The organism is Actinomadura macra NBRC 14102 (assembly GCF_001552215.1).
GTDB classification, from domain to species: domain Bacteria; phylum Actinomycetota; class Actinomycetes; order Streptosporangiales; family Streptosporangiaceae; genus Spirillospora; species Spirillospora macra.
Genome location: NZ_BCQT01000010.1, coordinates 111138 through 134949, shown reverse-complemented (window position 1 = coordinate 134949; position 23812 = coordinate 111138). Strand labels below are relative to the sequence as shown.

The following is a 23812-nucleotide window of genomic DNA, read 5'->3' as shown; positions in this document are numbered from 1 at the left end:
GTTCGGAAAAGGGGTGCTGCGTTGACCACGCAGGATAACGGGAGCCCGCTGCTCGACAACGTCCACCGGATCATCGCCGATCGCGCGTGCGCCGTCCTTTCCCTGGACATCTTCGACACCGTGCTCTGGCGCCGCGTCCCGCGTCCCCCGGACGTGTTCGGGCTGCTCGGCGCCCGGCTGCGCGCCGCGGGGCTGTGCCCGTCCTGGGTGACCGACGCGACCTTCCGGCGCCTGCGCATCGCCGCCGAGAACACGGCGCGCCGGAGCCGCGACACCCTCGGCACGGAGGTCTCGCTGGCCGACATCTGGCGGGCCATGCCGGACGGGCTGTTCGGTTCCGCGCCGCTGGAGCAGCTCGTCGGCGCGGAGGTGGCGCTGGAACGCGAGCTCACCGTGGTCGACCTGGACATCGCCGAGGTCGTCAAGGCCGCCCGCAAGCAGGACATCACGGTCATCCTGGTCTCCGACACCTACTTCACCGAGGACCACCTGTCCCACCTGCTCGACCGCCCCGAGCTCGGCCCTCTCCAGGACGTCCGCGTCTTCCGCTCCAACCAGCACGGCACCGACAAGGCGTCCGGCCTCTGGGAGATCGTGCTCCGCGATCTGGACCGCAGCCCCGAGCAGATCGTGCACATCGGCGACCACCCCGTCGCCGACGACGAGGTACCGGCGGAACTGGGAATCCGGACCGTCCACTACCGCAGGCTCGACGACGCCTACCGTGACGTCCTGCGCCGGGAGCGCGAACCCCTCCAGTACGCCGGCGACTATGCACCCGACCTGGACGAGATCCACGGCGACTTCGGTCTGACCAGCCTGCGTGCCAAGGCCGTCCACTCCGGCGTCCCGCACACGACCTCGGCGCTGGACGTGGCGTGGCGCTACGGCGCAGGAGTGCTTGGACCGATCCTGACCGGTTTCGCCGAATGGGCGGCCCAGCGCGCACACGAAACCGGCACGCGCGTCCTGTGGTGCACGATGCGCGAGGGCGAGCTGCTCTCCCGGCTCATCAACGAGGCCGCGCGGGCGCGCGGCCTCGACGTCGAGGCGAAACCGGTCTGGCTGTCGCGGTTCGTGACGTCCTTCGCCGGGCTGGACGCGCACGACACCGACGCGGTCCACGCGTTCCTGCGCACCGGCTACCACCTGACCGTCCGGCAGGCGCTGTCGGTCCTGGAACTCCAGCCCGGCGACGTGCCCGGCCTCGCGACCGAGCTGGACACCGTCATCGACAACGGCGACATCGCCGACCGCGTCAGCCGGGCCCTGACCGAGACTCCGCACCTGTGCAACCGGCTCGCGGTCACCGTCACCGCCGCCCGCGAACGGCTGATCAAGGCACTGCGCGACGCCGGCGCCCTCGACGACCCCGGCCTCACCCTGGTCGACCTCGGCTGGGGCGGGACGATCCAGCGGCAGCTCGCCCGCGCACTGGACATCGCCCGGATCGACATCGCCCCCGCCGGTCTCTACCTCGCCACCGACCAGCGCGCCGAGCAGGTGTATCTGGCCGGGCTCCGCGCCGAGGGCTACCTCGCGCAGGCCGGGCACCCCGCGCACGTCGCCGCGACCGTCACCCGCAGCCCCGAGATCGTCGAGCAGTGCGTCAACGCGCTGTGCGGGTCGCTGATCGGCTTCACCGAGGACGCCGCACCGATCCTCGGTGACAGCGCCGACTCCCCGTCCCAGAACGCCGAGCGCCGAACCGTCCAGGACGGCATCCTCGCGTTCCAGCGCCTCTGGAACCGGTACGTGACCGCCTCGGAGGGCGCTCCCGGAGGGGCATCCGAAGGTGCATGGCCGAGCCTCGCCGGCCCGGGCCCCGCGCGGGACCGGCTGTCCAGGATCCTCGTCGGGGCGCTGGAGTCGCCGACGCCCGACGAGGCGGCCGTCTTCGGCAACTGGGCGCACGAGGACAACTTCGGCTCGACCATGGTCACCACGCTGCTGCCCGAGGACCTCAAGCCCGCCGTCCCGTACCTGTCCCCGGGCGACCTCGGCGACCTGCACATGCGGGACTCGTTCTGGCCGGGGCTGATCGCCGCGTCCGACACCGGGCTCGGCGCGATGGCGCGGGCGATCACCACCGGCGCCATCGACCCGGCGGCGCTCGACCCGGCCGGCGAACAATACGACAGCAGGCTGCGGTACCGGACGGCGGACGACCGGTGGCACGAGCCCGTCCGCCGCCGCGTCCGGATCAACCACAACGGCCTGTCGTTCGCCCGGTTCCGGTTCGAACACCACGACACGGTGGACATCTCCATCGCGATCCCGGGCCGTCCCGCGATCGTCCGCGTCGACTGGATCGAGGCCGAGGTCATCGCCGGCGGCCGCCGCCGCGCCGCGGTGCTGCGCTGGGACAAACCGGAGGATTTCGTCGGCCTGCACTATGCGGACTGCCGCTACCTCGGTGGCAACCTGATGGAGTTCGACACCCCCTACGCGGCGGTGTGGCTTCCGCTCGCCCGCCGCGCCGGGGTATCCGTCATCTCGTCCGCGCAGGTCACCGTCGCGTTCGCGATGCTGCCGCAGTCGATGACCGGGATGGCGCCGCGGATGCCGGTGGACCGCAGGGCCGAGCGGTCCGCCCGCGCCGCCCGGCTCACCGAACGGCTCCGCGAGGAGTACCGGACGATGGGCGTCAAGGGTGTGGCGGCCGGCGCCGGACGAGTGGCCAGGAGGAAGCTCGGCGATGGCTCATGACTTTCAGGGTGGAACGCGCATGACCGGGACGCGCATGACCGGGACGCGCGAGGATCCGGACGCGCAGGCCCGCGCCGCACGCGGCCTGCCGCTGCTGGTGCACTCGATGTCGGTGTTCCGGGAGCTGTTCGAGACGATCGCCCGCAACCGCGAGATCCGCACCGTCGTCGAGGTCGGCGTCGAGTCCGGGCAGGTCAGCTCGCTGTACGCCGACCTCGGGGCCACCGTGCACTGCGTCGAGCCGAGCCCGGACGAGGAGCTGCGCGCCGTCCTCGCCGCCGATCCCCGGCTGAACCTCGTCGAAGGGCTCTCGCCGGCGGTGCTCGGTGACCTGCCGGTCGCGGACCTGTACGTCCTCGACGGCGACCACAACTACCCGGTCGTCCGCGCGGAACTCGACTGGATCATGAGGAACGCACCGGACGCGGTGGTCGTCCTGCACGACGTGCTGTGGCCCTGCGGTCGCCGTGACTTCTACTACCAGCCGTCCGCCGTCCCGCCCGGCGACGCGCACCCCGACACGGCGGAGGACGGCCCCACGATCTGGCACGACGACCTCACCCCCGCCGGGTTCGTCGGCGGCGGCGCGTTCACCGTCGCCAGGCACGCCGGTGGCGAGCGCAACGGCGTCCTCACCGCGATCGAGGACGTCCTAGAAGAGACGGCACAGCAAGAGGCGGCACAGCAAGAGACGGCACAGCGGGAGGCGGCACCGGACGAGGAGGCGCAGGACGAGGAGGGCGGCGGCTGGCGGTTCGAGATCGTCCCGGCCGTCTTCGGGTTCGGCGTGCTGGCCCGGACGGGCACGCCCGGTACCGCGGAGATGTTCGAGGCGCTGGCCCCCCACACCTCCTCGGGCCTGCTCGCGACCCTGGAGAACAACCGGATCGCGCTGTACACCCGCGTCCTGCAACTCCAGTACGAGGCCCTCGCCCGCGCGGACGACGCGAACCGGCTGGTCGAGACGATCACGGCCCAGCAGCAGGAGATCGACCGTCTCCGGGCGGGACGCGCCGGCGACACCAGCGACGACCCGGCAAGGAGCCCCGCAGTGACCGGCTACATCGAGAGTGTCGCCATGCACGACGAGCGGTGGGGCACCTTCCTCGAACCCGACCCCGCCCTGCCCGGCGTCGAGAACCCGCACGACGTGCTCGGCATCCAGATCCTCGGCGGGCACCACGCCGACCTGGGCGCCTTCGCCGGGCACAACGCGGTTTTCGACCGCATCGCCGCCCGCACCGCGGGCGTGGGTCTCGCCTACGAGGACCAGTGCAGCGCGCAGCACTACTTCGACATCTTCGGCTGCGTCGAGCGCGAGCACCGGGACCTGACCCGGGTCGTGGACGTCGGCGTCTTCATGGGCGGCTCGTCCGCCGTGCTCGCCGGCTGCGTCGAGCCGATGGGGCTGGAACTCGACCTCGTCGACGCCAACCCCGCCTACCTCCAGTTCGCTCGCGAGCGGGTGCGCCGCATCTTCCCGGGAGCGATGCCGCGCGTCCGAATGTTCTTCGGTGATCTGCCGACGTACGTCGGTAGGGTCCTGCGGGCCGAGGAGGGGACGCGTGCGCTGATCCACCATGACGGCGCCCACGACTTCAACCAGGTCGTCAAGGACCTCAGCTCGCTCTACTTCGCCCGCGACCGGGTGCACGGCGTCGCGCTCCAGGACACCCACCTGCGCGGCAACATCGAGCACTACAACTTCGTGGACGCCGCCGTGCACGCCATGTTCGGCGTGGACGTGAAGTACGAGCCGCTGGGCGCCCGCTACGCCGCCGGGACGCCCGTGACGAACCCGAACCAGTGGAACGGGAACTACTTCCTCGCCGACACCCCCGAGGGCATGTACATCCCGTTCAACAGCGTGGACTGGAAGTATCCCCACCCGACGATGGAACTGGAGGCGTTCCTGCCGGTGAAAGCGCCCCCGGCGCGCTGACGAGATGGCCGGATCCGGCCACCCGCCGGAACCGCCACGCCCGATCTTTCCCGCAGGTTGACGTGGTGACCGGATTGACGACACATCTTGGTCATCATCGTCCCTGTTCGGCGAACCGGACGCGGAAACCCAGCAATCTCTTTACTCTGTGTCTGGTAAGAAACCAACCCGGCAACCAACCCCCAGGAGTTCCTCCTCATCCCGCAACACCCAGGGGTCTCTCGACGTGAAGGACAGGGCGAGCGGGTCCGCGAGGGCGAGGCTCACGCAGGCCGACCGCGTCTACGTGGGCTGGCGCTACGCGCAGGTGCACCCGGATCCCGGGCCGCCGCCCGGCCTGCCTGAGCAGGACGGGCGGCCCACGGCGGTGCCCGCGCCCGCCCGGCGGCCGGGCGAGCACATGGCCGCGCGCCCGCTGCGCATCGCCGCCGGCGGCACGATCGTCGGCGTCGTGCTGTTCCTCGTCTGCGGTCTGGTCGGCCTCCTGCCGTGGGCGTTCGCCGGGGTCGCGCTCCTGGCCTGCGCCGTCATCCTCGGCATCACCGGCGGTGCCCTGTGGCGGGACGAGCGGGGCGTCCGCGAGCGGCTGGCCGCCGAACGCGAGCGCGGCGAACGCGACCGCGCGGCCCGCGACCGCGAGCACGCGGCGGCGGCGCGAGCCTACGACGAGGCCCGCGCCGAATGGGAACGCCGCCACTCCGCCTACGAGAGCCAGCGCGAGTGGTACCCCGTCGCCGTCCCGCCCGGCGTCGACCGCGTCGACGTGGTCGGCGGCACGCTCGCCGGATGGTCCGCCGCCGTCACCACCATGGGCGCCGCCCGTCTCGCCGCGGGCGCCCGACTCACGGTCATCGACCTGTCCGAGGGCGCGGTCGCGCACGACCTGCTCCGCCTCGCCGCCGACCGGGGCGACGACCCCCTCGTGTGGGTGCTGCCCGCCGACCTGCCCCGCCTGGACGTCACCCGCGGCCTGAACCCCGAGGCCCTTGCGGACGTGCTGTCCCTGGTGGTCAGCGCGGGCGAGGAGCACGGCGGCACCCGCGACCTGTCGTTCGACAACTCGATCCTGGAGCGCCTCATCGAGGTGCTCGGCCCGGACGCGACGATCCCCCGCATCACCGCGGCGCTGCGCGTCCTCGCCCAGGTCGGCGATCCCCGCGACGACCTGCGCAAGGGGCTGCTCACCGACGAGCAGCACGAGCGCATCGCCACCCTGTTCGGCCGCGACGCCACCGACCGCATCGTGGTCCGCCGCGCCTGGGCCCTGGAGGCGCAGCTCCGCAAGCTGGAAAAGCTCGCCACCGAACAGGTGCGGCTGCCGCCGTCCCGGCTGCACGTCGTCTCCATGGACCGCCGCGCCGGCGTCCTCACCAACCGGGTCCTCGGCACCTACGTGACGACGGCGCTGACCCACCGCATCCGGGAGGCGCCGCCCGGCGGCCACTGGGACCACACCCTCTTCCTCTGCGGCGCCGAGAAGCTGCGCGGCGACGTCCTCGACCGGCTCATCGACGCCTGTGAGGCCACCGGCACCGGCCTGGTCCTGATGTACCGGTCCATTCCGCAGCACGTCCGCGAGCGGCTCGGCCGGCGCGGCCACGCCGCCGTCGGCTTCATGCGTCTCGGCAACCCCGAGGACGCCCGCGTCGCCGCCGAGCACATCGGCGCCGACCAGCGCCTGCTCGTCGCCGAGATCACCGACTCCGCCGGCGAGACGCTCTTCGACATCGCCGCGGAGACCTACGCCAGCACCGTCGCCTACGCGCGGCTGCGCGGCGACGGCCTCACCGACCCCGCCTGGTCGCCGCTGCCAGCCCCGGCCGCCGACGACACGGCGCTGGTCGAGGGCATCAGCTCCGCGACCTCCTGGGGCCGCACCGTCACCCCGCGCCGCGCCGACAAGCAGCGCTACCGCGAGTTGCTCGTCGAGCCGCCGCAGCTCCAGGAACTGCCGCCGACCGCCATGGTCTTCACCCACTCCGGCGCCACCGGCCGCCGCATCCTGCTGGTGGACGCGAACCCGGGGATCATCACCCTGCCGACCGCGCACTCGATGGAGTTCGAGGAGTACATCCGCGAGCAGCAGCGGCTCCAGGACGAGCCCGCCGCCCCGGAACCGGACGTCGCGCCCCCACCGCCGGACAACACGGATCCGCCGTCCGCGCGGCCCTTCACCGAGAACCCCCGCCCGCGCCACGCCCTGCCCCGGGGCGCGGGAACGCGCGGGCCGCGCATCGTCCCGCCGCGCAAGCCCAACGGCCGCCACAAGGCCGGCCCCTCGTAGCGGCGGCCGTCGTAAGGACGGCCGCCACGCGATGGGCCCGCCAAAAGGCAGAACGGTGGCGCGGCGGCGGCCGGCGCGTAAGGATGCTGGGGTGATGCCCCCAGGTTCGACGCCCCCAGGGATGCCGTTCGGACGGGCACCGGGGATGCCTCCCGGGTCGCCGCCCCCGGGGATGCGGTCCTCCGGCGGGCGTGTGCCGGACGTCCCGCCGAGGGCACCGTCGGACCGGCAGGCCGAAGGCGGGGAGCCGTTCGCGCTGCCCGGTCCCTGGTACCGGATCCAGGCGATCCCCGCGCCGCAGCGCGGCGCGTCCGCCGAATGGGACTTCGTCAGCGTGCTGCCCGCCGCGCTGTCGGCGGCCGGCCTCGGCCGCTCGTTCGTGGTCGGCTGGCTGTCGGCGGGCGGCGGCGCGCCACTGGAGCTGATCACCAACGCCGGTCCGATCGGCGGCCCCGGGGCCCACGGCCAGACGCCGGGCGAGGCGCACGGGCTGCTGTTCCCGAGCGGCGCCCGTGGTGTCCCGGCTGGGGACGGTTGGCTGCGGCAGGCCGAACGGATGGCCTGGACGCGCTGCCCCGGCCGCCTCGCCCCGCAGGTCGGCGCGGTGGACGCCGGGCCCGGACTGTTCGAGTCGACGCTCGTGACCCTGATGGAGCGGCCGTTCGGCTGGTTCGTCGTCGCCGACCCGTGCGACGAACGGCTGATCGACGCCGAGATGCGCGAACTCCACCACGAGCTGCGGATGCTGCGCCGGGGCGAGGACGAGCAGGCACGGCTGTCGGTCACCCGAGCCGACCAGCGGCTCGCGGAGCTGGACGCGTTCCGCGAGGCCGGGCTCTGGCAGGTGCGGGTCGTCGCGGGCGCCGCCACCCAGGAGGAGCTGGGGCAGATCGCGCCGGTGCTCGTCGGGTCGATGGAGCTCGGACACCACCCGTACCGGCTCAGGTCCGGGCACGGCAGCGGCTCGTTCGGCGAGATGCTGCGGCCCGGCGCCGAACCCGCGCCGCTGCGCCCGGCGGCCGAGTCCGAGCAGCGCTTCCCGTTCGTCGCGACCGCCGGGGCCCTCGCCGCGCTCGCGGGCCTGCCCCGCCGCGAGGTGCCGGGGCTGCGCGTCCTGGACGCCGGGTACTTCGACGTGACCTCGGAGACCGACGCCCCGCCGCCCGGCGGCCCGGCCGCGCCGGGGGACACGGCGCGGATCGAGCTCGGCGCCATCCTGGACGGCCAGGACCGGCAGGTCGGGCGGCTCACCGTCCCGCGTTCCACGATCAACCGGCACGTGTTCGTGACCGGCTCGACGGGCGCGGGCAAGTCGCAGACCGTCCGGCACCTGCTGGAGCAGCTCACCCGCGCCGGGATCCCGTGGCTGGCGATCGAACCCGCCAAGTCGGAGTACGCGGCGATGGCCGGGCGCATCGAGGATCTCGGCGGGCCGGTGACGGTCGTCAACCCGTCCGACCCGGCGTCGGTGCCGCTGTCGGTCAACCCGCTCGCGCCCGAGCCCGGCTACCCGGTGCAGGCGCACATCGACATGGTCCGGGCGCTGTTCCAGGCCGCGTTCGACGCCGAGGAGCCGTTCCCGCAGATCATGGCGCAGGCCCTCCAGCGGGTGTACGAGACGAACGGCTGGGACGTGGTGACCGGCGCGGGCGTGCCCGGCTCGCTGATCGAGCCCGCCGTCCCGACGCTGGAGCAGCTCCAGAACGCGGCGCTCCAGGTCATCTCCGACGTCGGGTACGGCCGCGAGCTGATGGCCGACGTCCAGGGTTTCGTGGACGTGCGGCTCCGCTCGCTGCGCATCGGCTCGGCCGGGCGGTTCTTCGAGGGCGGCCACCCCGCCGACATCGGCGGCATGCTGCGCGACAACATCGTCCTCGCCATCGAGGACGTCGCCAACGACGAGGACAAGGCGTTCCTCATGGGCACGCTCATCATCCGTATCGTCGAGCACCTGCGGATGCGGGAGCGGCGCCGTGACCGCGCCGAACGCGGCGGACCCGGGCTGCGGCACGTCATCGTGATCGAGGAGGCGCACCGGCTGCTGCGCAACCGCGGGCCCGAGCGCACCAGCTCGCACGCCGTGGAGCTGTTCGCCGGGATGCTCGCCGAGATCCGCGCGTACGGCGAGGGCATCATCGTCGCCGAGCAGATCCCGACCAAGCTCGTCCCCGATGTGATCAAGAACACCGCGCTGAAGGTCGTGCACCGGCTGCCCGCCCACGACGACCGGTACCAGGTCGGCGCGGCCATGAACCTGGACGAGGACCAGTCCCGCGAGGTCGTGTCGCTGCGCCCGGGCGTCGCCGCCGTGTTCGCCGACGGCATGGACCGCCCGCTGCGCGTCCGGGTTCCGCTCGGCGAGGGCCGCGAGGCGGAGCTGCCGGGCCCGCCGCCCCCGGTGGACGGCCGCCGCTCGGCCGCCTGCGGCTGCGAGTGCCGCTCCGGCCGCGCCTGCACACTGTACGAGCTGCGCGAGGCCGACCTCGTCGCGGTGAACCCCGACTGGGGCTGGCTGCGGCTCTGGGCGGACACGCTCGTCCTCGCGCACGTCGCCAACCGTCCGCTGCCCGCCGTCCCGCCCGACCTGGCCCGGGGCTGGTCGCGGCTCGCGCCGAGGCTCCGCGAGTGCGCGCTCGCGACCGTCCTGGAACGCGCCGTGTCCCGCCGTTCGCGGGCGCTGCGCACCGCCTACCCGCCGTCCGACCTCACCGGCACCGCGGCGGACGTGGCGCAGCGGCTCCTCGGCGGTGGTGCCTCCGGCGTCGCGCCCGGCCCGGCGTGGGTCATCCCGCAGGTGCGGTGGCTGCACGAGATGGATCGCCTCTTCCCGTACGGCGAGGGCGTCCCCGACAAGCACACCCCGGCGCCGCCCCTGGACTACCCGCTGCCCGGCCTGAAGCAGCCGCCGGACGCCAGGCTCGGCCACCGCCTCCACGCGCTGCGCCGCCATCCGCTGTCGATGGAGCTGGAACGCAACCGGCCCCTCGCCCTCACCGCCCTGTACGGCGACGACGACCACGCGGGCTTCTTCCGCGACCTGCCGGTCGTCGCGCTCGGCTTCGACGAGGACGAGCGGATCGAGCACGTCGCCGAGACGATGCGGGTCACCCCGTGGCTGGAACCGGTGCTGTGCTGGGCGGACCGCTTCATCGACCCCTTCGAGGACACGTCCGCCGCCCTCCCTTTCCTCAACCCCGAGCCGGAGAGCGGATGACCGCCGGCCTGGACCGGGTCAGATCTGGCCCTCACTGCGGGGGTCCAGGCCGGCCTGTTCGGCGATCGGCGTCCAGAGGCGGATGAACTCGCTCTTGGCGTCGCTGGCCTCCTGGTTGAGGCTCTGGACCTCGTCGTCGGACGGGCAGCCGGGGGAGACCGCGAGGTAGCGCCGGTTGGAGGCGACGGACGCCTCCAAGGCGCGGACCAGCGCGTCCTTGAGGGCGTCGCCGTCGTCGAAGGCGCTCACCTCCAGCGCGCGGGCCTTGCCGAGCTGCTCCTGGCGCTGGTCGCGGATGCGCTGGAGCCCGGTCGTGCCGCAGCCCGCCGTCACCACCGAGCCGAGGTCGGAGCGGGTACCCGACATCTCCTTGAGCAGTTCGTTCACCACCCCGGCCTGCTCGGTGAGGTCGCCGTCGGCGGTGGGGGAGCCGCTCGTGCTGTCGGCGGCGATGCGTGGGCTCTGCTGCGTGCCCGTGTTGCCGGCGGCCGGATTCGGCTTGGGCCCGCTCGGCCACAGCACGATCCCGAGCGCGACGCCCGCCAGCAGGAGGACGCCCGCCGCGATCAGCAGGTACGGCTGCTTGCTCTTCTTCGCGGGCGCCGGTGGCTGCCACATGGCCGGTTCCGACCAAGGCTCCGGGGAGAGCGGGATCGAGGTCTCCCCTGCCGGCGGCATCGGCGTCGTGTGGTCGGCCGGCGCGGGCGGCCACGGGATGGGCTCCTGCGGTGACGGAGCCCACGGAGGCGGCACCGGCCCCGGCGTCGGGCCCTGCGGCGGCCCCGGCATGGGGTTCTGGGGCACTCCCGGTATCGGACCGGGCTCTCGCGCGGGCGGCGGGACGGGCCCCGCGCCGAGCGTGTTGCCCTGCCCGAACGGAAGGCGACCCGTCGGCCCGGGGCCAGGCGGGGCGGAGCCCTCAGCGCCGGGACCCGGAGGGCCCGGCTTCGATGGGCTCGGCTTCGGCGGGGGGAAGCTCGACGGTTCGACGTCGCGGGTGGTCGCCTCCTCGCCGAAGGGACCGCGGACGGTCGGGTCCTGGCCGAAGGAGGCGGGCGCGCCGCTCTCCGACGGGTCTCGGGCGGTCGTATCTCCGCCGCCGGACGCGTGGTCAAGCGGAGCGTTGCATCGGGTGCATCGAGGCAACGCCGACGTGGTGTCACTACCGCAGCCCGGGCACCGCATAACGTCCCCTAACCCCTGAGATTCACCGGTGCAAAGATAACGCGCCGTCCCCGCACGCGGACTGCCCGCGCCCAGGTCGCAACGCGCTCGTGATCAGCCCGGTCAGACCCGCTGCCAGCTCCGCTGCGGCTGGCCGGTGCTCCGCGCGACGGGATTCCACAGGATGACGAACTGCCGCTTGGCGAGCGTGGCGCGCGTTTCCGCCGCCCCGCGCCCGGGCACGTGCGCCGCGTCCGGACGGGGCTTGCCCTTGCATTTGGCCTGGTTGCGCTGCGCCCACTGCAGCAACACCTGGTCGACCTGGAGCGAGGCCGCGAGGGCCTGGTTCAAGGAACCGCGCAGCCGCTCCCCGTTCGACAGCTTGTCGAGTTTGAGGTTCTTGGTGCGCCGGATCTGGTTCTGGCGCCGCTGCGCGACGGTCTGGAAACCCTGGATGGCCTGGGGCAGGTTCTTGCAGGTACGGGCCTGCCCGAGCGCTCCGGCGAGGACGCGGCGGGTGTCGACGCTCGCGTTCAGCACCGCGTTCATCGCGCCCGCCTGCTGCCGCGCCACGTTCGGGATCTTGTTCGTCTGCGCGACCTTGGTGTTGGCGCCCGCCGACGGCGAGGACTTGGCCGTGCCCTTGCCGCCGCCGCCCGAGGGCCACATCACGAACGCGACCGCCGCGATCGCGACGGTGACCAGCGCGGAGACCGCGACGAGGAGCGGCTTGCTCGTCCCGCCGCCCGAGCGCGCCGGGCCCTGGCCGGGGTACCCCGCGTACGGGGGCTCGCCCTGTCCCATGGGGTCGGGCCCCATCGGCATGCCCTGGCCCATGGAGGTGCCACCCATTGGGGTACTGCCCATGGGAGGCGCGCCCATCGGCGCGCCCATCGGACCGGGGGCGAGCTGTGGAGCGCCGTCCATGACGGTCGCGTCCATCATGGTGGCCGGCGCCTGGACGGGGGGCGGCGCGCCCCACACCTGGTCGGCCGGCGAGGGCTGCGGCGTCCACACCTGCGTCGCCTCGGCCTCCGGCGCCTGCGGCTTGCGCGGCTGCGCGTACCACGACTCCGGGACGATCGACTCCGGCTCCGGCGCGGGCTCCGGCGCCTGCTCCGGCTGGACCGGGACGGCGGGCGCGGCACTGCCCGGCCAGGAGGACGCGGGCGGCGGCAGGCTGTCGAAGCCGCCGGAGTCGCCCTGGGGGTCGTACGTCCACGCTGCGGTCGACTCGGGGTCGGAGGACGCGAGCGTCCCCGGCGCCTGGACGGCCGGAGTGGGCGTGGGCGGAGTGGACATGGGCGGAATGGACATGGGCGGGGCGAACGGTGCCGGCGCGGGTGCGGGCGGCGCGCCCAGCGGCGGCGTGCTCACGGACGCCGGCTCGGGCGACCAGGACGACCCGCCAGGAGCCCAGGACTGCGTCGGCGGCACCATCATCGTCTTGTCGCCCAGCGCGTCGGCTGACCCTTCGCGCATCGGTGCCCCCAGCGGCGCCCCCAGCGAAGCGGCCGGCCCGACCGAGTACACGTCGATCGGCGCCTCGCAGTTCGAACACTTGCCGAGCGTCCCGGGCGTGTTGGAACCGCACGTCGGACACTGCATCGCTCAGACCTCGCCTTGTCGCCGCTTCGCCCACGCCAGCGATCTCGGCCCGCCTCGGACGGGCACCGCTTCCCCGCAAACCGCAGGGCTCCCGACAAAAGTAGTGGGTGACGTCGTTCTAGGACGCGTGGTTGGGAATCTGGCTCACCGCGTCGGGGGTCGCACAGAATCACGACACCTCGGTACCGGTCAACATTGCCACGAGTGGTTTACACGATCGGCTGTGATGCTCGTCGCATTCCAGGGCATGTCAGCGCGTGTCGTTTCACGACGCGCACACGCGCAGGCGCGCCGATCAGCGGCTAGGCTGTGGTCACCGCAATCCTGGCCCAAGGGGCTCGCCTGGCGGCTCGCCTCTTGATCGTGCTTGTGCGAGTGCGCATCGCTTCGCGATCTTCCCGTGGGGGCTCGCCTCCGGCTTCGCTCCAACGGTCAGGTGACGCGCTCACGGTGACGGCGGAGGCCACTTTGAGACAGACTCTAGGCTCGTAGCCCCGGTGCATGGAGAGAAGACGGAGTCAATGAGCGATCTTCCGCTGCGTTCGCAGCTGGCCGTCGCGCTCGGTCGTACGGCCGCCAAGATGTCCCGTATCGCGGGCCGTGGGGACGGTTCGGTGATCGGCGGGCGGATCGGCCTGCGACTCGACCCCGAACTGCTGACCAGGCTCGCGAAGGACCGCAAGCTCGTCCTCGTCAGCGCCACCAACGGTAAGACGACGACGACCCGGCTGATCACCTCGGCGATGACGCCGCTGGGGGAGGTCGCCACCAACGCGTTCGGCGCGAACATGCCCACCGGGCACGTGTCCGCGCTGGCGTCCGCGCCCACGGCCCGCTACGGCGTGCTGGAGTGTGACGAGAAGTACGTCCCGATGGTGCTGGCCGAGACGGGCGCGAACGTCGTCGCGTTGATGAACCTCAGCCGCGACCAGATGGACCGTGCCGCCGAGATCTGGCTGCTGGCCGGCAAGTGGCGGCGCGCGTTGGAGAAGTCCCCGCAGAGCCACGTCATCGCCAACTGCGACGACCCACTCGTCACCTGGGGCGCGTCCACCGCCAAGAGTGTGACGTGGGTCGCTGCGGGTCAGCACTGGCGCGAGGACTCCTGGTGCTGCCCGGAGTGCGGCGGCCCCCTCGACCGCCAGGACACCGACGAGGACAGCGACTGGCGCTGCCGCCAGTGCCACTTCGCCCGTCCGCGCCCCGACTGGACGCTGAAGGGCGACCAGATCACGACCCCGGACGGCCGCGCGTTCCCCCTCTCCGGGCTGTCCCTGCCGGGCCGCGCGAACCGCTCGAACGCCCTGGTCGCGCTGGCGGTCGTCGCCCAGTTCGGCGTCCCGCCCGAGCAGGCGCTGCCGCTGCTCAGTGAGGTCAAGTCCGTCGCGGGCCGCTACACCACGGTCGAGCACGAGGGCCGCCGGATCCGGCTGCTGCTGTCGAAGAACCCCGCCGGCTGGCTGGAGGCGTTCGACGTCCTGCAACCCGCGCCCGGCCCCGTCGCCCTCTCGATCAACGCGCAGGGCCCCGACGGCCGCGACACGTCCTGGCTCTGGGACGTCGACTACCGCATCCTGCGTGGCCGTCCCGTCTGGGTCACCGGCGAGCGCCGCATCGACCTCGCCGCCCGGCTGGAGGCCGCCGAGGTCGCCTTCACCCTCGTGGACGACATCGACCAGGCGGTCATGGCCGTCCCGCCCGGCCACCTCGACGTGATCGCCAACTACACCGCCTTCCAGAACATCCGAACGAGGTACGGCCGTGTCGTCTAACCGAATCAAGATCGTCTGGGTCTACCCCGACCTGCTCAGCACCTACGGCGACCAGGGCAACACCATCGTCCTCGAACGCCGCGCCGCGCTGCGCGGCATCGCGACCGAGACGATCAACATGCGGTCGGACGAGCCGGTGCCCACCGACGGCGACATCTACCTGCTCGGCGGCGGCGAGGACCGTCCGCAGATCCTCGCGGCCCAGCGGCTGCGCGCCGACGGCGGCCTGAGCACCGCCGCCCAGCGCGGTGCCGTGATCTTCGCGGTCTGCGCCGGGTTCCAGATCCTCGGCCACGAGTTCGGCGGCGAGGAGGGCCAGCCCGTCCCGGGTCTTGGCATCCTCGACATCCGCTCCGGCCGCGGCCAGCAGCGCGCGGTGGGCGAGGTCGTCGGCGACGTGTCGGCGGAGCTGAGCGTCCCCCGCATCACCGGCTTCGAGAACCACCAGGGCGCCACCAGCATCGGCCCCGGCGCCAAGCCGTTCGCGAAGGTGGTGGCCGGAATCGGCAACGGCGACGGCAGCGGCTACGAGGGCGCCTACAGCGGCCGCGTCCTCGGCACCTACATGCACGGCCCGGCGCTCGTCCGCAACCCTGGCCTGGCCGACCTGCTGCTCAGCTGGGCGGCCGGACGCCAACTCCAGCCCATCGACGACTCCTGGGCGGGCCGACTCCGTGAGGAACGCCTGAACGCCGTCCTGAGCTGACCGGAAAACCCCTCGACACCGGCTGGGCACCACCCCGTTGCGCAGAGTGCTGTCAAGAGCACGAGCAGCGATGATTTTGATTCGTGACCTCTGTCGCGCATCAAAGGACTCTCTGCGGGGACTTCTGGCGCCGAGACGAAAAGCGAGGAGGGGACCTCATGCCCTGGTTGATGATTCTTGTTCTGGTGCTGGCGCTGCTCCTTTTTGGCATCGGCTTCGCGCTGAAGATCCTGTGGGTCGTGGCCGCCGTTGTCCTGGTGCTTTGGCTGGTGGGCTTCGTGGCCCGCAGCAACGGCCCCTCAGGCCGACGCGGCCGCTGGTACCGCTGGTAGATAGACCCTCCACCCACGGCCCCGTCCCGCCTACCGCGGGGCGGGGCCGACGGCTTTCTCAACCGATCGCGGCTCAATAGACGGCGGGAAACATCTGATATCTGAAGATGGCGTCGACCTTGTCAGCGGCGGTCTCCGGATCATCGCAGGAAGCCAGATAGCCATGGTGCTCGTAGGGATGGTGTCCGGCCTGGTAGTAGGCCCAGGTGCCGCGGCGCGCAGCGTGGACGATCACAGCGACCCTGACACCGTCCGCCCGGCTCACCGCGAAGACCCACAGCAGCAACGGCCGGGCGGGGAACTCCTCGGCCCGATACAGCTTCACACACCGGTACCCCTTGGCCGTGAGCGCACCGGCGAGCAGATCCAGGTGTCTGATGGCAGCAGCACGCCCCCACCGGGCACGCCACCACGACACGAATCGTCGGCGCCGCCGTCCAGCCAGGTCGTTCATGGCGCGTAGCGGACCCATACGACCTTCCCCTCCTCAAGCAACGGACGGACGCCCCACTCCTGGACAAGCGCGCTCACCAGCGGCAGGCCGCGCCCGCTGACGGCCTGATCGTCCGCCGGCCGCACCACGGGCAGCCCGACCCCCTGGTCCCACACCTCGATCCGGACCAGACCGCTCCGCTCCTCCCGGAAGATCCGCACAACGATGTGCCCGAACCCCACGTGCTTGTAGGAGTTGGTAACCAACTCGGTAACCACGATCCGACCGGCATAGTCGTCGGCGATCTCCATCTCCCGGAACCGCTCCCCAAGAAAGCGACGCGCACAACCAGGCGCCCGCTCAGACGACGCAAGCACAAGCACGGCTGGCTCTGGCATGAGACCTACTACTGACATCGGTACGTCCTTGGAACGTGGCCGGTTGTTGTGGCTGCCAGTAAGCCACTCAGTCACAGTCAGTTACTGTTAACCTGCGGAAAGAGAAAACATCTTGCTAATGATCTCTTGCTGGCGGTTACAACCGTCACCCCCGGTTGAGCAGAGGTGATCATGCCGACCCCACGACGACGTGCAGCTACGTCACCCGCGTTGGCGGCGTTCGGACGGCAGTTCAGGCGATACAGGGAGCGCGCCGGGTTAAGTCAGGCGCGCGTCGCGCAACGGACTGGCAAGACAGCGTCCTTTATCTCGCAAGTCGAAAGTGGCAAGAAGCGATGCAAACGCGACTTCGTTGAGGTGATGGACCCTGAGTTCAGGGCGGGCGGCGTACTCCTGAACCTCTACGACGATCTCAACGACGATGGACAGATGGGCTTCCCAAGCTGGTTCGACTGGCCAGAGGTAGAGAGCCAGGCAGACGTGCTGGTTTGGTGGGAGCACACCGTCATCCCTGGTCTGCTTCAAACCGAGAGTTATGCCAGCGCATTCCTAGGGACGGCTGAAGCCATAGCGGCGCGTCTCGCGCGTCAGATCATTCTCACCCGGGACTCGCCGCCACCGGCCACCCTGGTGGCGCTTCTGAGCGAGAGCGTACTCACGCACCTGGTGGGTTCGCGGGAGATCATGAGAGAGCAACTGGAACATTTGGGGGTCATGAGCGAACTACCGAACGTCACCGTTCAAGTCGTTGGCAACGATGATGGTGTGCCTGCGGGGACTGGCGGGGCGTTCATCCTCGCGACCATGAGAGATCGGAGTGAGGTGGCGTATCTTGAGACGACAGTGCGGGGCATTACGACCGATGACGAGAACGATCTAGCCGGGTTGGCTCGCACTCTGCGGACGCTGGGAAGTAAGACTCTCCCTGCGAACATGTCGCGGGAGGTGATAAGAAAGGTGATAGAAAGCAAATGGACTTGAACAACGCCGAGTGGCGCAAGGCGAGAAAGAGCGGCGAGAACGGTGGCGCCTGCGTTGAGTTGGCGACTATCCATGATTCCGTGGTGCTTCGCGACAGCCAGGATCCTGGCGGCCCCAAGCTCGTGGTGAGTCGTCGCGACTTTGGACGACTCACCAAGACCCTCAAGTCTCATTAGCTAGCCCGTAGGGAGAACTGGATGGGTCTGGATAACGCAGCATGGCGCAAAATCTTCAGGTAGCACAGTTCAGAACGACAACTGTGTCGAGGTCGCAGGGGCATTGAATGTCGTAGCCCTCCGTGACAGCAAAGATCCCGATGGCCCCAAGCTCGTTGTGAGCCGTCATAATTTTGGACGACTCGCTGAGGCACTCAAGAACCTCTGACATGCCATAGCACGGTGGTCGGTTCCTAGTTCTTTGTTCTGGTGTGGGTGTCTTGGTCGGCAGTGGGGGCGGCGCTGCGTACGGGGCCGCCCCTCCAAAGTCAAGGGCGCTTCGCGTCGCTACGCGATGGGACTCCGTCCCACCCTTGACTTCGGAGCCTCTGCGGCCCCTGGGTGCAGCTTTTGTCGGGCAGGCTCCGCCTGCCCCCGCCCGACGCGCCGCCCCCACTTTTCTACCCAGAAACGGCAAATCCTCCGGGAAGTAGCGATCAGGAAGTAGAGACCGGGAGCAGGGACCGGGAGCAGGGAGCGGTGGCGAGATGCACAATTACCAAAATTCACCCGATTTCGATTCGTCCGGAGTGTAGGTCCGTCGAGGTGTCTCGATGGTAACAATAGTCGAACTCATTATCGACCTATGAAATGGTGATGGTATTTAACGTGTTCGACTATGATTAGGGTATGCGTTCGATGACGATCGACCTTGACGAGGTGGCCAGCGGGGAATTGGTGGACGCCTTGGCTGCGATCGCCGCCGAACTCGCCCATCGCCCCCCGCCCGAATCGGCGGCCGGGTGCATGGAACTCACCGAAACGCTCGCCGCCGCCCTCGATGTCCAGGAAGCAGCATTGGCCGGGTTGATCGGTGTGGTCGACGGCGGCCGGGAAGTACAGCGGTGGGGCCTGCCCTCCACTCGGGCATGGCTGCGGTCCCGGCTGGGCATGCGCGACTCCCGCGCCAAGGAACGTCTCACCCTGGCCCGCCAGCACCACCGACTCACCCAAGTGACGGAGCGGTTGGCGGGCGGAACCCTGTCCTACGGGTACGCCGCTACGATCGCGGCCGCGGTCGCCCGGTTGGATGAGGATGACTGCGCCGCTGCCGAGGACATCCTGCTGCCGATGGCCGATCAGGGCTGCTCCGCGGGGAAACTCGCCTCCTTCGGATCCCGGATCCGGGAGGTGATCGCCGAACGCGACGGAACCGAGGAACCTGATCTCGAATCGCGGCGCGGGTATGAGCGGTCCTGGGTCGAGTCCAGCCGGTCCCTGGACGGTGGCCGCTACCTCAAGGGGTGGCTCAACGCCGAGGACGCCGCCATCTGGGACGGCGCACTGGGGCCGCTGGCCAGGCCCGCCGGGGCCGGTGATCGCCGTGACCTGTCCGAGCGGACGGCGGCCGCGCTGAGCGGTGTGCTGTCGGGCGGGCACAAAGCCACCAAGGTCACCCTCATCGTCGACCTGGACACCCTCACCGGCGGCACCGCCCCCGCCCGCCTGACCGACGGCACCCCCATCCCGGCCGAACAGGCCCGCCGCATCGCCCTGTCAGCCGGGGTGTCACCCCTCATCCTCGGGTCCGGCAACCGCCCGCTGTATCTCGGGCATCGGACCCGATTCGCCAGCCCAGGGCAACGCCAGGCCCTCGAAGCGCTCTACCCCACCTGTGCGGTCGTGGCCTGCGAGGTTCCCGGCGCGCTGTGCGAAGTCGACCACGTGGACGGATGGGCGTTGGGCCACAGCCCCACCGACATTGACAAACTCACCCTCACCTGCGGGTGGCACAACCGCTACAAACACACCAACCCGAAACAAGTGGACATCGACCGAACCACTGATGGCCTTTACCGCTACCGACTCCAGCCGCCTGGGGACGGCTGGTCCCGTCCACTTGAGGCTGTCGGCATCGCAGCGAAGCGGGGGTCGTTCTCCGGTCCCTGCGTTCAGCGCCACCGTGTTGGGCGCCCCTTTCGTACCCCCGCCCGCACCGCTCGTCGAACAGGTGGACCGTAGCGTGCCCACGGGTGTCCGGGCTATCGGCCTTCCGCGGTGAGCAGGGCGTAGGCATCGCGAATGGCCGGACGCCGAGCGCCCGGGGAAGACGCCATGAATAGCGCGGTATCGCCTCCCTCCGGATCATGGCGTCATATCGATGTGTGCTGGGCGGATCGTCCAAGATTTGCATGGTGTGCCTGGCACCGCAGTCCGGAGCCCGGATTTGATCAGGCGACCGGCTCGGTGCATGTCGACCTGGCGGGACCCAGGACGCTCTTCGTCGGATACGCCTTCAGGCCCACCTCTCGCGACTTGCCAGGAAGACCGAGGCCCGGTGCGGGCGTGGACGAAGCTGGCGGTGTGGTTCAGATGTCGGTCGTGCGGCTGAACTGGGTTCCGCGGTCACCCAACCAGGTCAGGGCCTTGGGGGCGTAGTGGTGGACGCGGCGCAAGCAGTCCACGGTGTGGTCGGTGACAGGGTCGTGGGTGAGGCGTTCACGGTAGAAGTGCAAGCGGTCTTCGCAGTCGTCGATGATCTCGCCCCACGTGCGTGCCCAGATCCGCACGCCGCCCTCCCATTCGGCAATGCAGCCCGGTGGACGGTTGGGGGCGGTGGCATCGCGGCCCACCACGTTGTCCAACGCCGTCGAAATGACCCAGAACTCCCAATCCCACTTCACCCCAGCGTCGGCGCACTGGTGGTCGCTGACGACGGCCTCGGCGTAACTCTTGATCTGCCCTACCTCGGTCTGGCCGACCTTCACACTTGGCGCCTTCAGCACCACCACCAAGTGCTCTCTACCGGAGCTGCCGCGAACTGCACGGCCAAGAAGCAGATCGACGATGGCCTTCCTACCGTCCTCCCTGTGGACCGGGACACCTGCCCGGGCGCCGGGTCCCGTCCGAGCGCCTGGAGATGACGCTGGAGGACGGTATCAAAACTCCGGTCGCTGACCATGAGCGCGTAAGCGTCGCCGAACACCCACGTCTCTCGGTTCGAGTATTTTGTGTAGTTCGCTGCGCTCTTTGACAGTTTTACTGGTCTTCGGATCGAAGACCATCTGCTTGAGCGCCGCGATGAAGTCCAGGCGCGCGGAGACCTCGGTCGTCGCCCGGATGATGTCGGACAGGCTGGTGCGTTGGAGTAGTCGCCACAACTCGTCCAGAACCTGGTAGAGGCCACCGGGATCATGTGCGACGATCTCGCGTAGCAGCCGCAGTGTGGTCCGGCGGTTCTGGACGGCCTTGGGCAGCCGCCGTGCCATCGTCGTGGCGACCTCGTCGAAGAGTTGCCTTTCGACTGCCACGGCCGGTTCGGACGGCTCATGCCGGTAAGGGTAGACGTCCTCTCGCTGAAACCGTCCCACAGCAGATAAGCGGTGGAGTGGTAGCCGTGGCTTGAACGCCGGCTGGCAGCTCGGTCAGCACCACCCCGGTGAGAGTCACACAGGGCTAGCGCTCGCCCCACGTCCTGCGGTCACTCGATGATTCGCAGCACCAGACCAGGTGTGCCCTCGGCGCTTTCGTTCGGACCCGCTACCTGGTACTCGGCCGTGTGCAGCCAGACGGTCGACGGGGCAAGGGCCTGGCCCATTTAGGTGATGGGCACGTCGGGAACACTGTCGGCGACACTCTCGGAATCGGACACGGTGAAGTCCGCGGGCGAGTCGATGGTCCCGCTGATCGTTGTGCGCTCGCGTCGTCCGACTGCGTTGAGTGCCGTCGTCACCTAGCGGATCTGCTCGCCCGGCGCGAAAGCCTGTAGTCGGCCTTGTCCGCTGCGTCCATGCAGGCCACGCCGAAGCTCGGGGGAGACCTTAACAATGCTCTTCCACGATCCGCCCAGCCGACCGAAGTAGTCATCACACGAGGCGTGCGGCATCCCGTGGTCGTCGTCGACGCTCACGTACTCGACCCCGCCGAGCTCGTTGACATCGACGTCCACCACGATGTTGCAAGCCTCGGCGGCAAGGGCGTTCCAGATCATCTCCGCCACGGCCCCAGCGGGTCCTTCAGCCTGCAAGTCGCAGCAGGTGATCAGGTCGAGCCTCGATGGGCACCGTGCGCATCACGTCACTATCGCAGATCGGCCGCAGACTCCTTGGCCTTCGGGAGGTTTCCCAGCGCACGACGGCTAACTGGCGCTTTGTGACAGCAAGGATTCATGGTGTTGCTCTTGTCGTAGGTCGTGATGACTTCGGGCGGCTCGTCTGGGCCCTCCGTGGGCGCTGACCGGCGTAGCACACTCAAGGGTCCGGTTGGAAGCCTTCCTGACGGGTGTCAGTTGCCGGGGTTATCTGGCAGTGCGGAGACTCCTGCGTAACCGTAAGCTCATCGTCGTCTTCACTGGTTCCCCGGGCCGGGTAGAACCGGTCGGGTCTTCTTGCCCCTGGGGCGTCCCGGGGTCGATACCTTCAGGGCGTTGGTGGCGGACGCGCCGCAGGTGGGCGACAGCGTGATCGGTGGGTATGAGCGTGGTCGATGCGTTCATGGTGCGGCAGGGCCGAGAGCTCGGCGGGCGCTACCGGATGGAGCGCTCGCTCGGCCGTGGCGGGATGGGCGAGGTGTGGCGGGCCCTCGATCTGCGACTGGAGCGGCCCGTCGCCGTGAAGCTCCTCCCGCTGAGCGACGACACCGACCCCGCGCTGGTGGCGAGGTTTCGCCGCGAAGCTCAGCTGGCCGCCGGGCTCCAGCACCCCGGCATCACCGTCGTGCACGACATCGACCAGGACGGACCCCTGCTCTTCCTGGTCATGGAGCTGCTTACAGGACGGGACCTGCGGCGGGTGCTCGCGGAGCACCCGGGCGGGCTGCCGTTCGCGCGTGCCGTGCACATCGTCGCGCAGGTCGCCTCCGCGCTCGGCGCGGCACACACGCGCGGCGTCGTGCACCGCGACGTCAAGCCGTCCAACCTCATCGAGGCGGACGGCGGATGGACCAAGATCTGTGATTTCGGCATCGCGCGGTTCGCTGAGTCCTCGACCAACCTCACCGGCAACAGCTCACTCGGCACACCCGTGTACATGGCGCCCGAGCAGTTCGAGGGGCACGCCGTGGACGGGCGGACGGATCTGTACTCGCTGGGCTGCGTCCTCTTCGAGCTGCTGACCGGGCGTCCCCCTTTCCCCAGCGGCAAGGGGCTGAGCGTCCTGCTCTACCACCACCTGCACATTTCGCCCGACGATCCACGCATGATCAGGCCGGATCTGCCCGCGGAGCTCTGCGAACTCGTCCTGGACCTGCTGGCCAAGCGGCCGGACGACCGTCCCGCCGACGCCGAGACGGTCCTGCGGCGCCTCCGGCCGTCCAGCAGGGGCCGGCCTCGGAGCACCTCCGAGGTCCCGGTCGAGGAATGGCACCGCAAGGGGCTCGAACTCTTCGACGCGCAGGATTACGCGGCGGCGCTGCCGCTCTTCCAGAGCGTCCTCACCGAGCGGACGCGGCGTCTCGGGTCGGACCACGAGGAGACGCTGACGAGCTGCTATCTGGTCGCGGCGACCCTCTACTACCTGGACCGCGAAGCCGAGGCGCTGCCGCTGGCCGAGCAGGTCCTCGCCGCGCGGATCGGCCTGCTCGGCCCCGAGCATCCGACCACGCTGAACGTCCATCATTTGATCGCCGTCGTCCGGGTCGGGCTCGGGCGCCCGGCGGAGGCGTTGCCCGGCCTGCTGTACGTGACGGACGGCCGCTCGCGCGTCCTCGGGCCCTACCACGAGGACGCCGTCGACAGCCGGTGCCTGGCGGCCACCTGCCTTCACCTGGTCGGGCGGCGCGATCACGCGCGCCAGCTCCTGCTGGAGATCGTCGGGCCGTTGCTGCGCCTCTTCGGGCCCGACGATCCGCGCACCAGGCAGTGTCAGGAGACGCTGGACGGGGTCATGGCCGGCTGACGGCTCTCCGCGCTCGCCATCGGCACCCCCTGAGCATTTGTACTTCGTCAGGTCGCCCACCTGCATAGATACGGTACACGGAAAGCAAAAACGTGTGAACCCATTAGTAGCGCTGAATTGGAGTGGGTAGCTTGCAAGCAGCCGCCCTCAGTCATGCTGCGTAGATTCGCAAGCTTCGGATAGAGAATCCATTCGGGTGATCGGAGGGACTTCCGAACCG

The 23812-nt window shown here is 70.3% G+C and carries 19 protein-coding genes and 1 pseudogene; 13 read left to right on the top strand and 7 right to left on the bottom strand.

Features of this window, described 5'->3' with window-relative positions:
• Positions 1 to 21 precede the first annotated feature (21 nt).
• From AMA02S_RS17345 to AMA02S_RS17330, 4 genes are all read left to right on the top strand, one after another.
• Positions 22 to 2709, top strand: coding sequence for an HAD family hydrolase (locus AMA02S_RS17345; protein WP_067459503.1), 2688 nt, complete (start codon positions 22 to 24; stop codon positions 2707 to 2709).
• Between the two features lie 19 nt (positions 2710 to 2728).
• Entirely contained in the window at positions 2729 to 4651 is a 1923-nt protein-coding gene (locus AMA02S_RS40355) for a class I SAM-dependent methyltransferase (protein ID WP_157430647.1), read from the top strand.
• A 226-nt stretch (positions 4652 to 4877) separates the two neighbouring features.
• Positions 4878 to 6935, top strand: a complete 2058-nt coding sequence (locus AMA02S_RS17335; RefSeq protein WP_067459500.1) for a coiled-coil domain-containing protein — start codon at positions 4878 to 4880, stop codon at positions 6933 to 6935.
• A gap of 94 nt (positions 6936 to 7029) precedes the next feature.
• Positions 7030 to 10149: an ATP-binding protein gene (locus AMA02S_RS17330; RefSeq protein ID WP_245667616.1), complete on the top strand. Its 3120-nt coding sequence runs from the start codon at positions 7030 to 7032 to the stop codon at positions 10147 to 10149.
• Positions 10150 to 10167: 18 nt separating this feature from the next.
• Here the strand turns inward: AMA02S_RS17330 and AMA02S_RS17325 are convergent, their stop codons facing one another.
• Positions 10168 to 10767: a hypothetical protein gene (locus AMA02S_RS17325; RefSeq protein ID WP_067459497.1), complete on the bottom strand. Its 600-nt coding sequence runs from the start codon at positions 10765 to 10767 to the stop codon at positions 10168 to 10170.
• Between the two features lie 669 nt (positions 10768 to 11436).
• Positions 11437 to 12921: a hypothetical protein gene (locus tag AMA02S_RS17320; RefSeq protein WP_067459493.1), complete on the bottom strand. Its 1485-nt coding sequence runs from the start codon at positions 12919 to 12921 to the stop codon at positions 11437 to 11439.
• 521 nt (positions 12922 to 13442) lie between these two features.
• On the opposite strand from AMA02S_RS17320, the gene AMA02S_RS17315 reads away from it, so the two are divergent.
• The 3 genes from AMA02S_RS17315 to AMA02S_RS17305 all read left to right on the top strand — a co-directional run bounded on the left by AMA02S_RS17315 (position 13443) and on the right by AMA02S_RS17305 (position 15731).
• Positions 13443 to 14693 (top strand): Mur ligase family protein, encoded by a 1251-nt coding sequence (locus AMA02S_RS17315; protein WP_067459490.1) that lies wholly within the window; start codon positions 13443 to 13445, stop codon positions 14691 to 14693.
• Positions 14683 to 15399 (top strand): type 1 glutamine amidotransferase, encoded by a 717-nt coding sequence (locus tag AMA02S_RS17310; RefSeq protein WP_067459487.1) that lies wholly within the window; start codon positions 14683 to 14685, stop codon positions 15397 to 15399. Before AMA02S_RS17315 ends, AMA02S_RS17310 begins: the two co-directional genes overlap by 11 nt.
• A 158-nt stretch (positions 15400 to 15557) precedes the next feature.
• Entirely contained in the window at positions 15558 to 15731 is a 174-nt protein-coding gene (locus AMA02S_RS17305) for a hydrophobic protein (RefSeq protein WP_245667615.1), read from the top strand.
• Between the two features lie 73 nt (positions 15732 to 15804).
• Here the strand turns inward: AMA02S_RS17305 and AMA02S_RS17300 are convergent, their stop codons facing one another.
• Together AMA02S_RS17300 and AMA02S_RS17295 are read right to left on the bottom strand one after the other, a co-directional pair.
• Positions 15805 to 16185, bottom strand: a complete 381-nt coding sequence (locus AMA02S_RS17300; RefSeq protein WP_067459485.1) for a hypothetical protein — start codon at positions 16183 to 16185, stop codon at positions 15805 to 15807.
• Positions 16182 to 16475: an ATP-binding protein gene (locus AMA02S_RS17295; RefSeq protein ID WP_084265252.1), complete on the bottom strand. Its 294-nt coding sequence runs from the start codon at positions 16473 to 16475 to the stop codon at positions 16182 to 16184. Before AMA02S_RS17295 ends, AMA02S_RS17300 begins: the two co-directional genes overlap by 4 nt.
• Positions 16476 to 16733: 258 nt before the next feature.
• Here AMA02S_RS17295 and AMA02S_RS45285 point away from each other — a divergent pair.
• The 5 genes and pseudogenes from AMA02S_RS45285 to AMA02S_RS17285 all read left to right on the top strand — a co-directional run.
• Positions 16734 to 16916, top strand: a pseudogene (locus AMA02S_RS45285) (helix-turn-helix domain-containing protein); the annotation flags it as partial.
• Between the two features lie 6 nt (positions 16917 to 16922).
• Positions 16923 to 17543, top strand: coding sequence for a DUF5753 domain-containing protein (locus AMA02S_RS17290; protein ID WP_067459481.1), 621 nt, complete (start codon positions 16923 to 16925; stop codon positions 17541 to 17543).
• Positions 17534 to 17719: a DUF397 domain-containing protein gene (locus tag AMA02S_RS40350; RefSeq protein WP_084265251.1), complete on the top strand. Its 186-nt coding sequence runs from the start codon at positions 17534 to 17536 to the stop codon at positions 17717 to 17719. Before AMA02S_RS17290 ends, AMA02S_RS40350 begins: the two co-directional genes overlap by 10 nt.
• Positions 17720 to 17822: 103 nt before the next feature.
• Positions 17823 to 17927, top strand: coding sequence for a DUF397 domain-containing protein (locus AMA02S_RS44195; protein ID WP_245667613.1), 105 nt, complete (start codon positions 17823 to 17825; stop codon positions 17925 to 17927).
• A 461-nt stretch (positions 17928 to 18388) separates the two neighbouring features.
• Entirely contained in the window at positions 18389 to 19720 is a 1332-nt protein-coding gene (locus tag AMA02S_RS17285) for an HNH endonuclease signature motif containing protein (protein ID WP_067459476.1), read from the top strand.
• 347 nt (positions 19721 to 20067) lie between these two features.
• Here the strand turns inward: AMA02S_RS17285 and AMA02S_RS17280 are convergent, their stop codons facing one another.
• From AMA02S_RS17280 to AMA02S_RS17270, 3 genes are all read right to left on the bottom strand, one after another.
• Positions 20068 to 20490 carry a hypothetical protein gene (locus tag AMA02S_RS17280; protein ID WP_157430646.1) on the bottom strand — a complete coding sequence of 141 codons (423 nt, stop codon included), beginning with the start codon at positions 20488 to 20490 and terminating at the stop codon, positions 20068 to 20070.
• 147 nt (positions 20491 to 20637) lie between these two features.
• The gene (locus tag AMA02S_RS17275; RefSeq protein WP_067459470.1) at positions 20638 to 21009 is read right to left on the bottom strand and encodes a hypothetical protein; all 372 of its coding nucleotides are present in this window, start codon (positions 21007 to 21009) and stop codon (positions 20638 to 20640) included.
• 422 nt (positions 21010 to 21431) lie between these two features.
• Entirely contained in the window at positions 21432 to 21698 is a 267-nt protein-coding gene (locus AMA02S_RS17270) for an ATP-binding protein (protein WP_067459467.1), read from the bottom strand.
• Positions 21699 to 22170: 472 nt separating this feature from the next.
• Between AMA02S_RS17270 and AMA02S_RS17265 the strand changes: the two genes are divergently transcribed.
• The gene (locus AMA02S_RS17265) at positions 22171 to 23592 is read left to right on the top strand and encodes a serine/threonine-protein kinase (protein ID WP_067459464.1); all 1422 of its coding nucleotides are present in this window, start codon (positions 22171 to 22173) and stop codon (positions 23590 to 23592) included.
• The last annotated feature ends 220 nt before the right edge of the window (positions 23593 to 23812 follow it).

Excerpts from the sequence above, each read along its gene's own strand:
- AMA02S_RS40355 (WP_157430647.1), top strand. The coding sequence starts at position 2,729 with ATGACCGGGACGCGCATGACCGGGACGCGCGAGGATCCGGACGCGCAG.
- AMA02S_RS17330 (WP_245667616.1), top strand. The coding sequence starts at position 7,030 with ATGCCCCCAGGTTCGACGCCCCCAGGGATGCCGTTCGGACGGGCACCG.
- AMA02S_RS17325 (WP_067459497.1), bottom strand. The coding sequence starts at position 10,767 with ATGTGGCAGCCACCGGCGCCCGCGAAGAAGAGCAAGCAGCCGTACCTG.
- AMA02S_RS17320 (WP_067459493.1), bottom strand. The coding sequence starts at position 12,921 with ATGCAGTGTCCGACGTGCGGTTCCAACACGCCCGGGACGCTCGGCAAG.
- AMA02S_RS17315 (WP_067459490.1), top strand. The coding sequence starts at position 13,443 with ATGAGCGATCTTCCGCTGCGTTCGCAGCTGGCCGTCGCGCTCGGTCGT.
- AMA02S_RS17305 (WP_245667615.1), top strand. The coding sequence starts at position 15,558 with ATGCCCTGGTTGATGATTCTTGTTCTGGTGCTGGCGCTGCTCCTTTTT.
- AMA02S_RS17300 (WP_067459485.1), bottom strand. The coding sequence starts at position 16,185 with ATGAACGACCTGGCTGGACGGCGGCGCCGACGATTCGTGTCGTGGTGG.
- AMA02S_RS17295 (WP_084265252.1), bottom strand. The coding sequence starts at position 16,475 with ATGGAGATCGCCGACGACTATGCCGGTCGGATCGTGGTTACCGAGTTG.
- AMA02S_RS17290 (WP_067459481.1), top strand. The coding sequence starts at position 16,923 with ATGGACCCTGAGTTCAGGGCGGGCGGCGTACTCCTGAACCTCTACGAC.
- AMA02S_RS40350 (WP_084265251.1), top strand. The coding sequence starts at position 17,534 with ATGGACTTGAACAACGCCGAGTGGCGCAAGGCGAGAAAGAGCGGCGAG.
- AMA02S_RS17285 (WP_067459476.1), top strand. The coding sequence starts at position 18,389 with ATGCGTTCGATGACGATCGACCTTGACGAGGTGGCCAGCGGGGAATTG.
- AMA02S_RS17265 (WP_067459464.1), top strand. The coding sequence starts at position 22,171 with ATGAGCGTGGTCGATGCGTTCATGGTGCGGCAGGGCCGAGAGCTCGGC.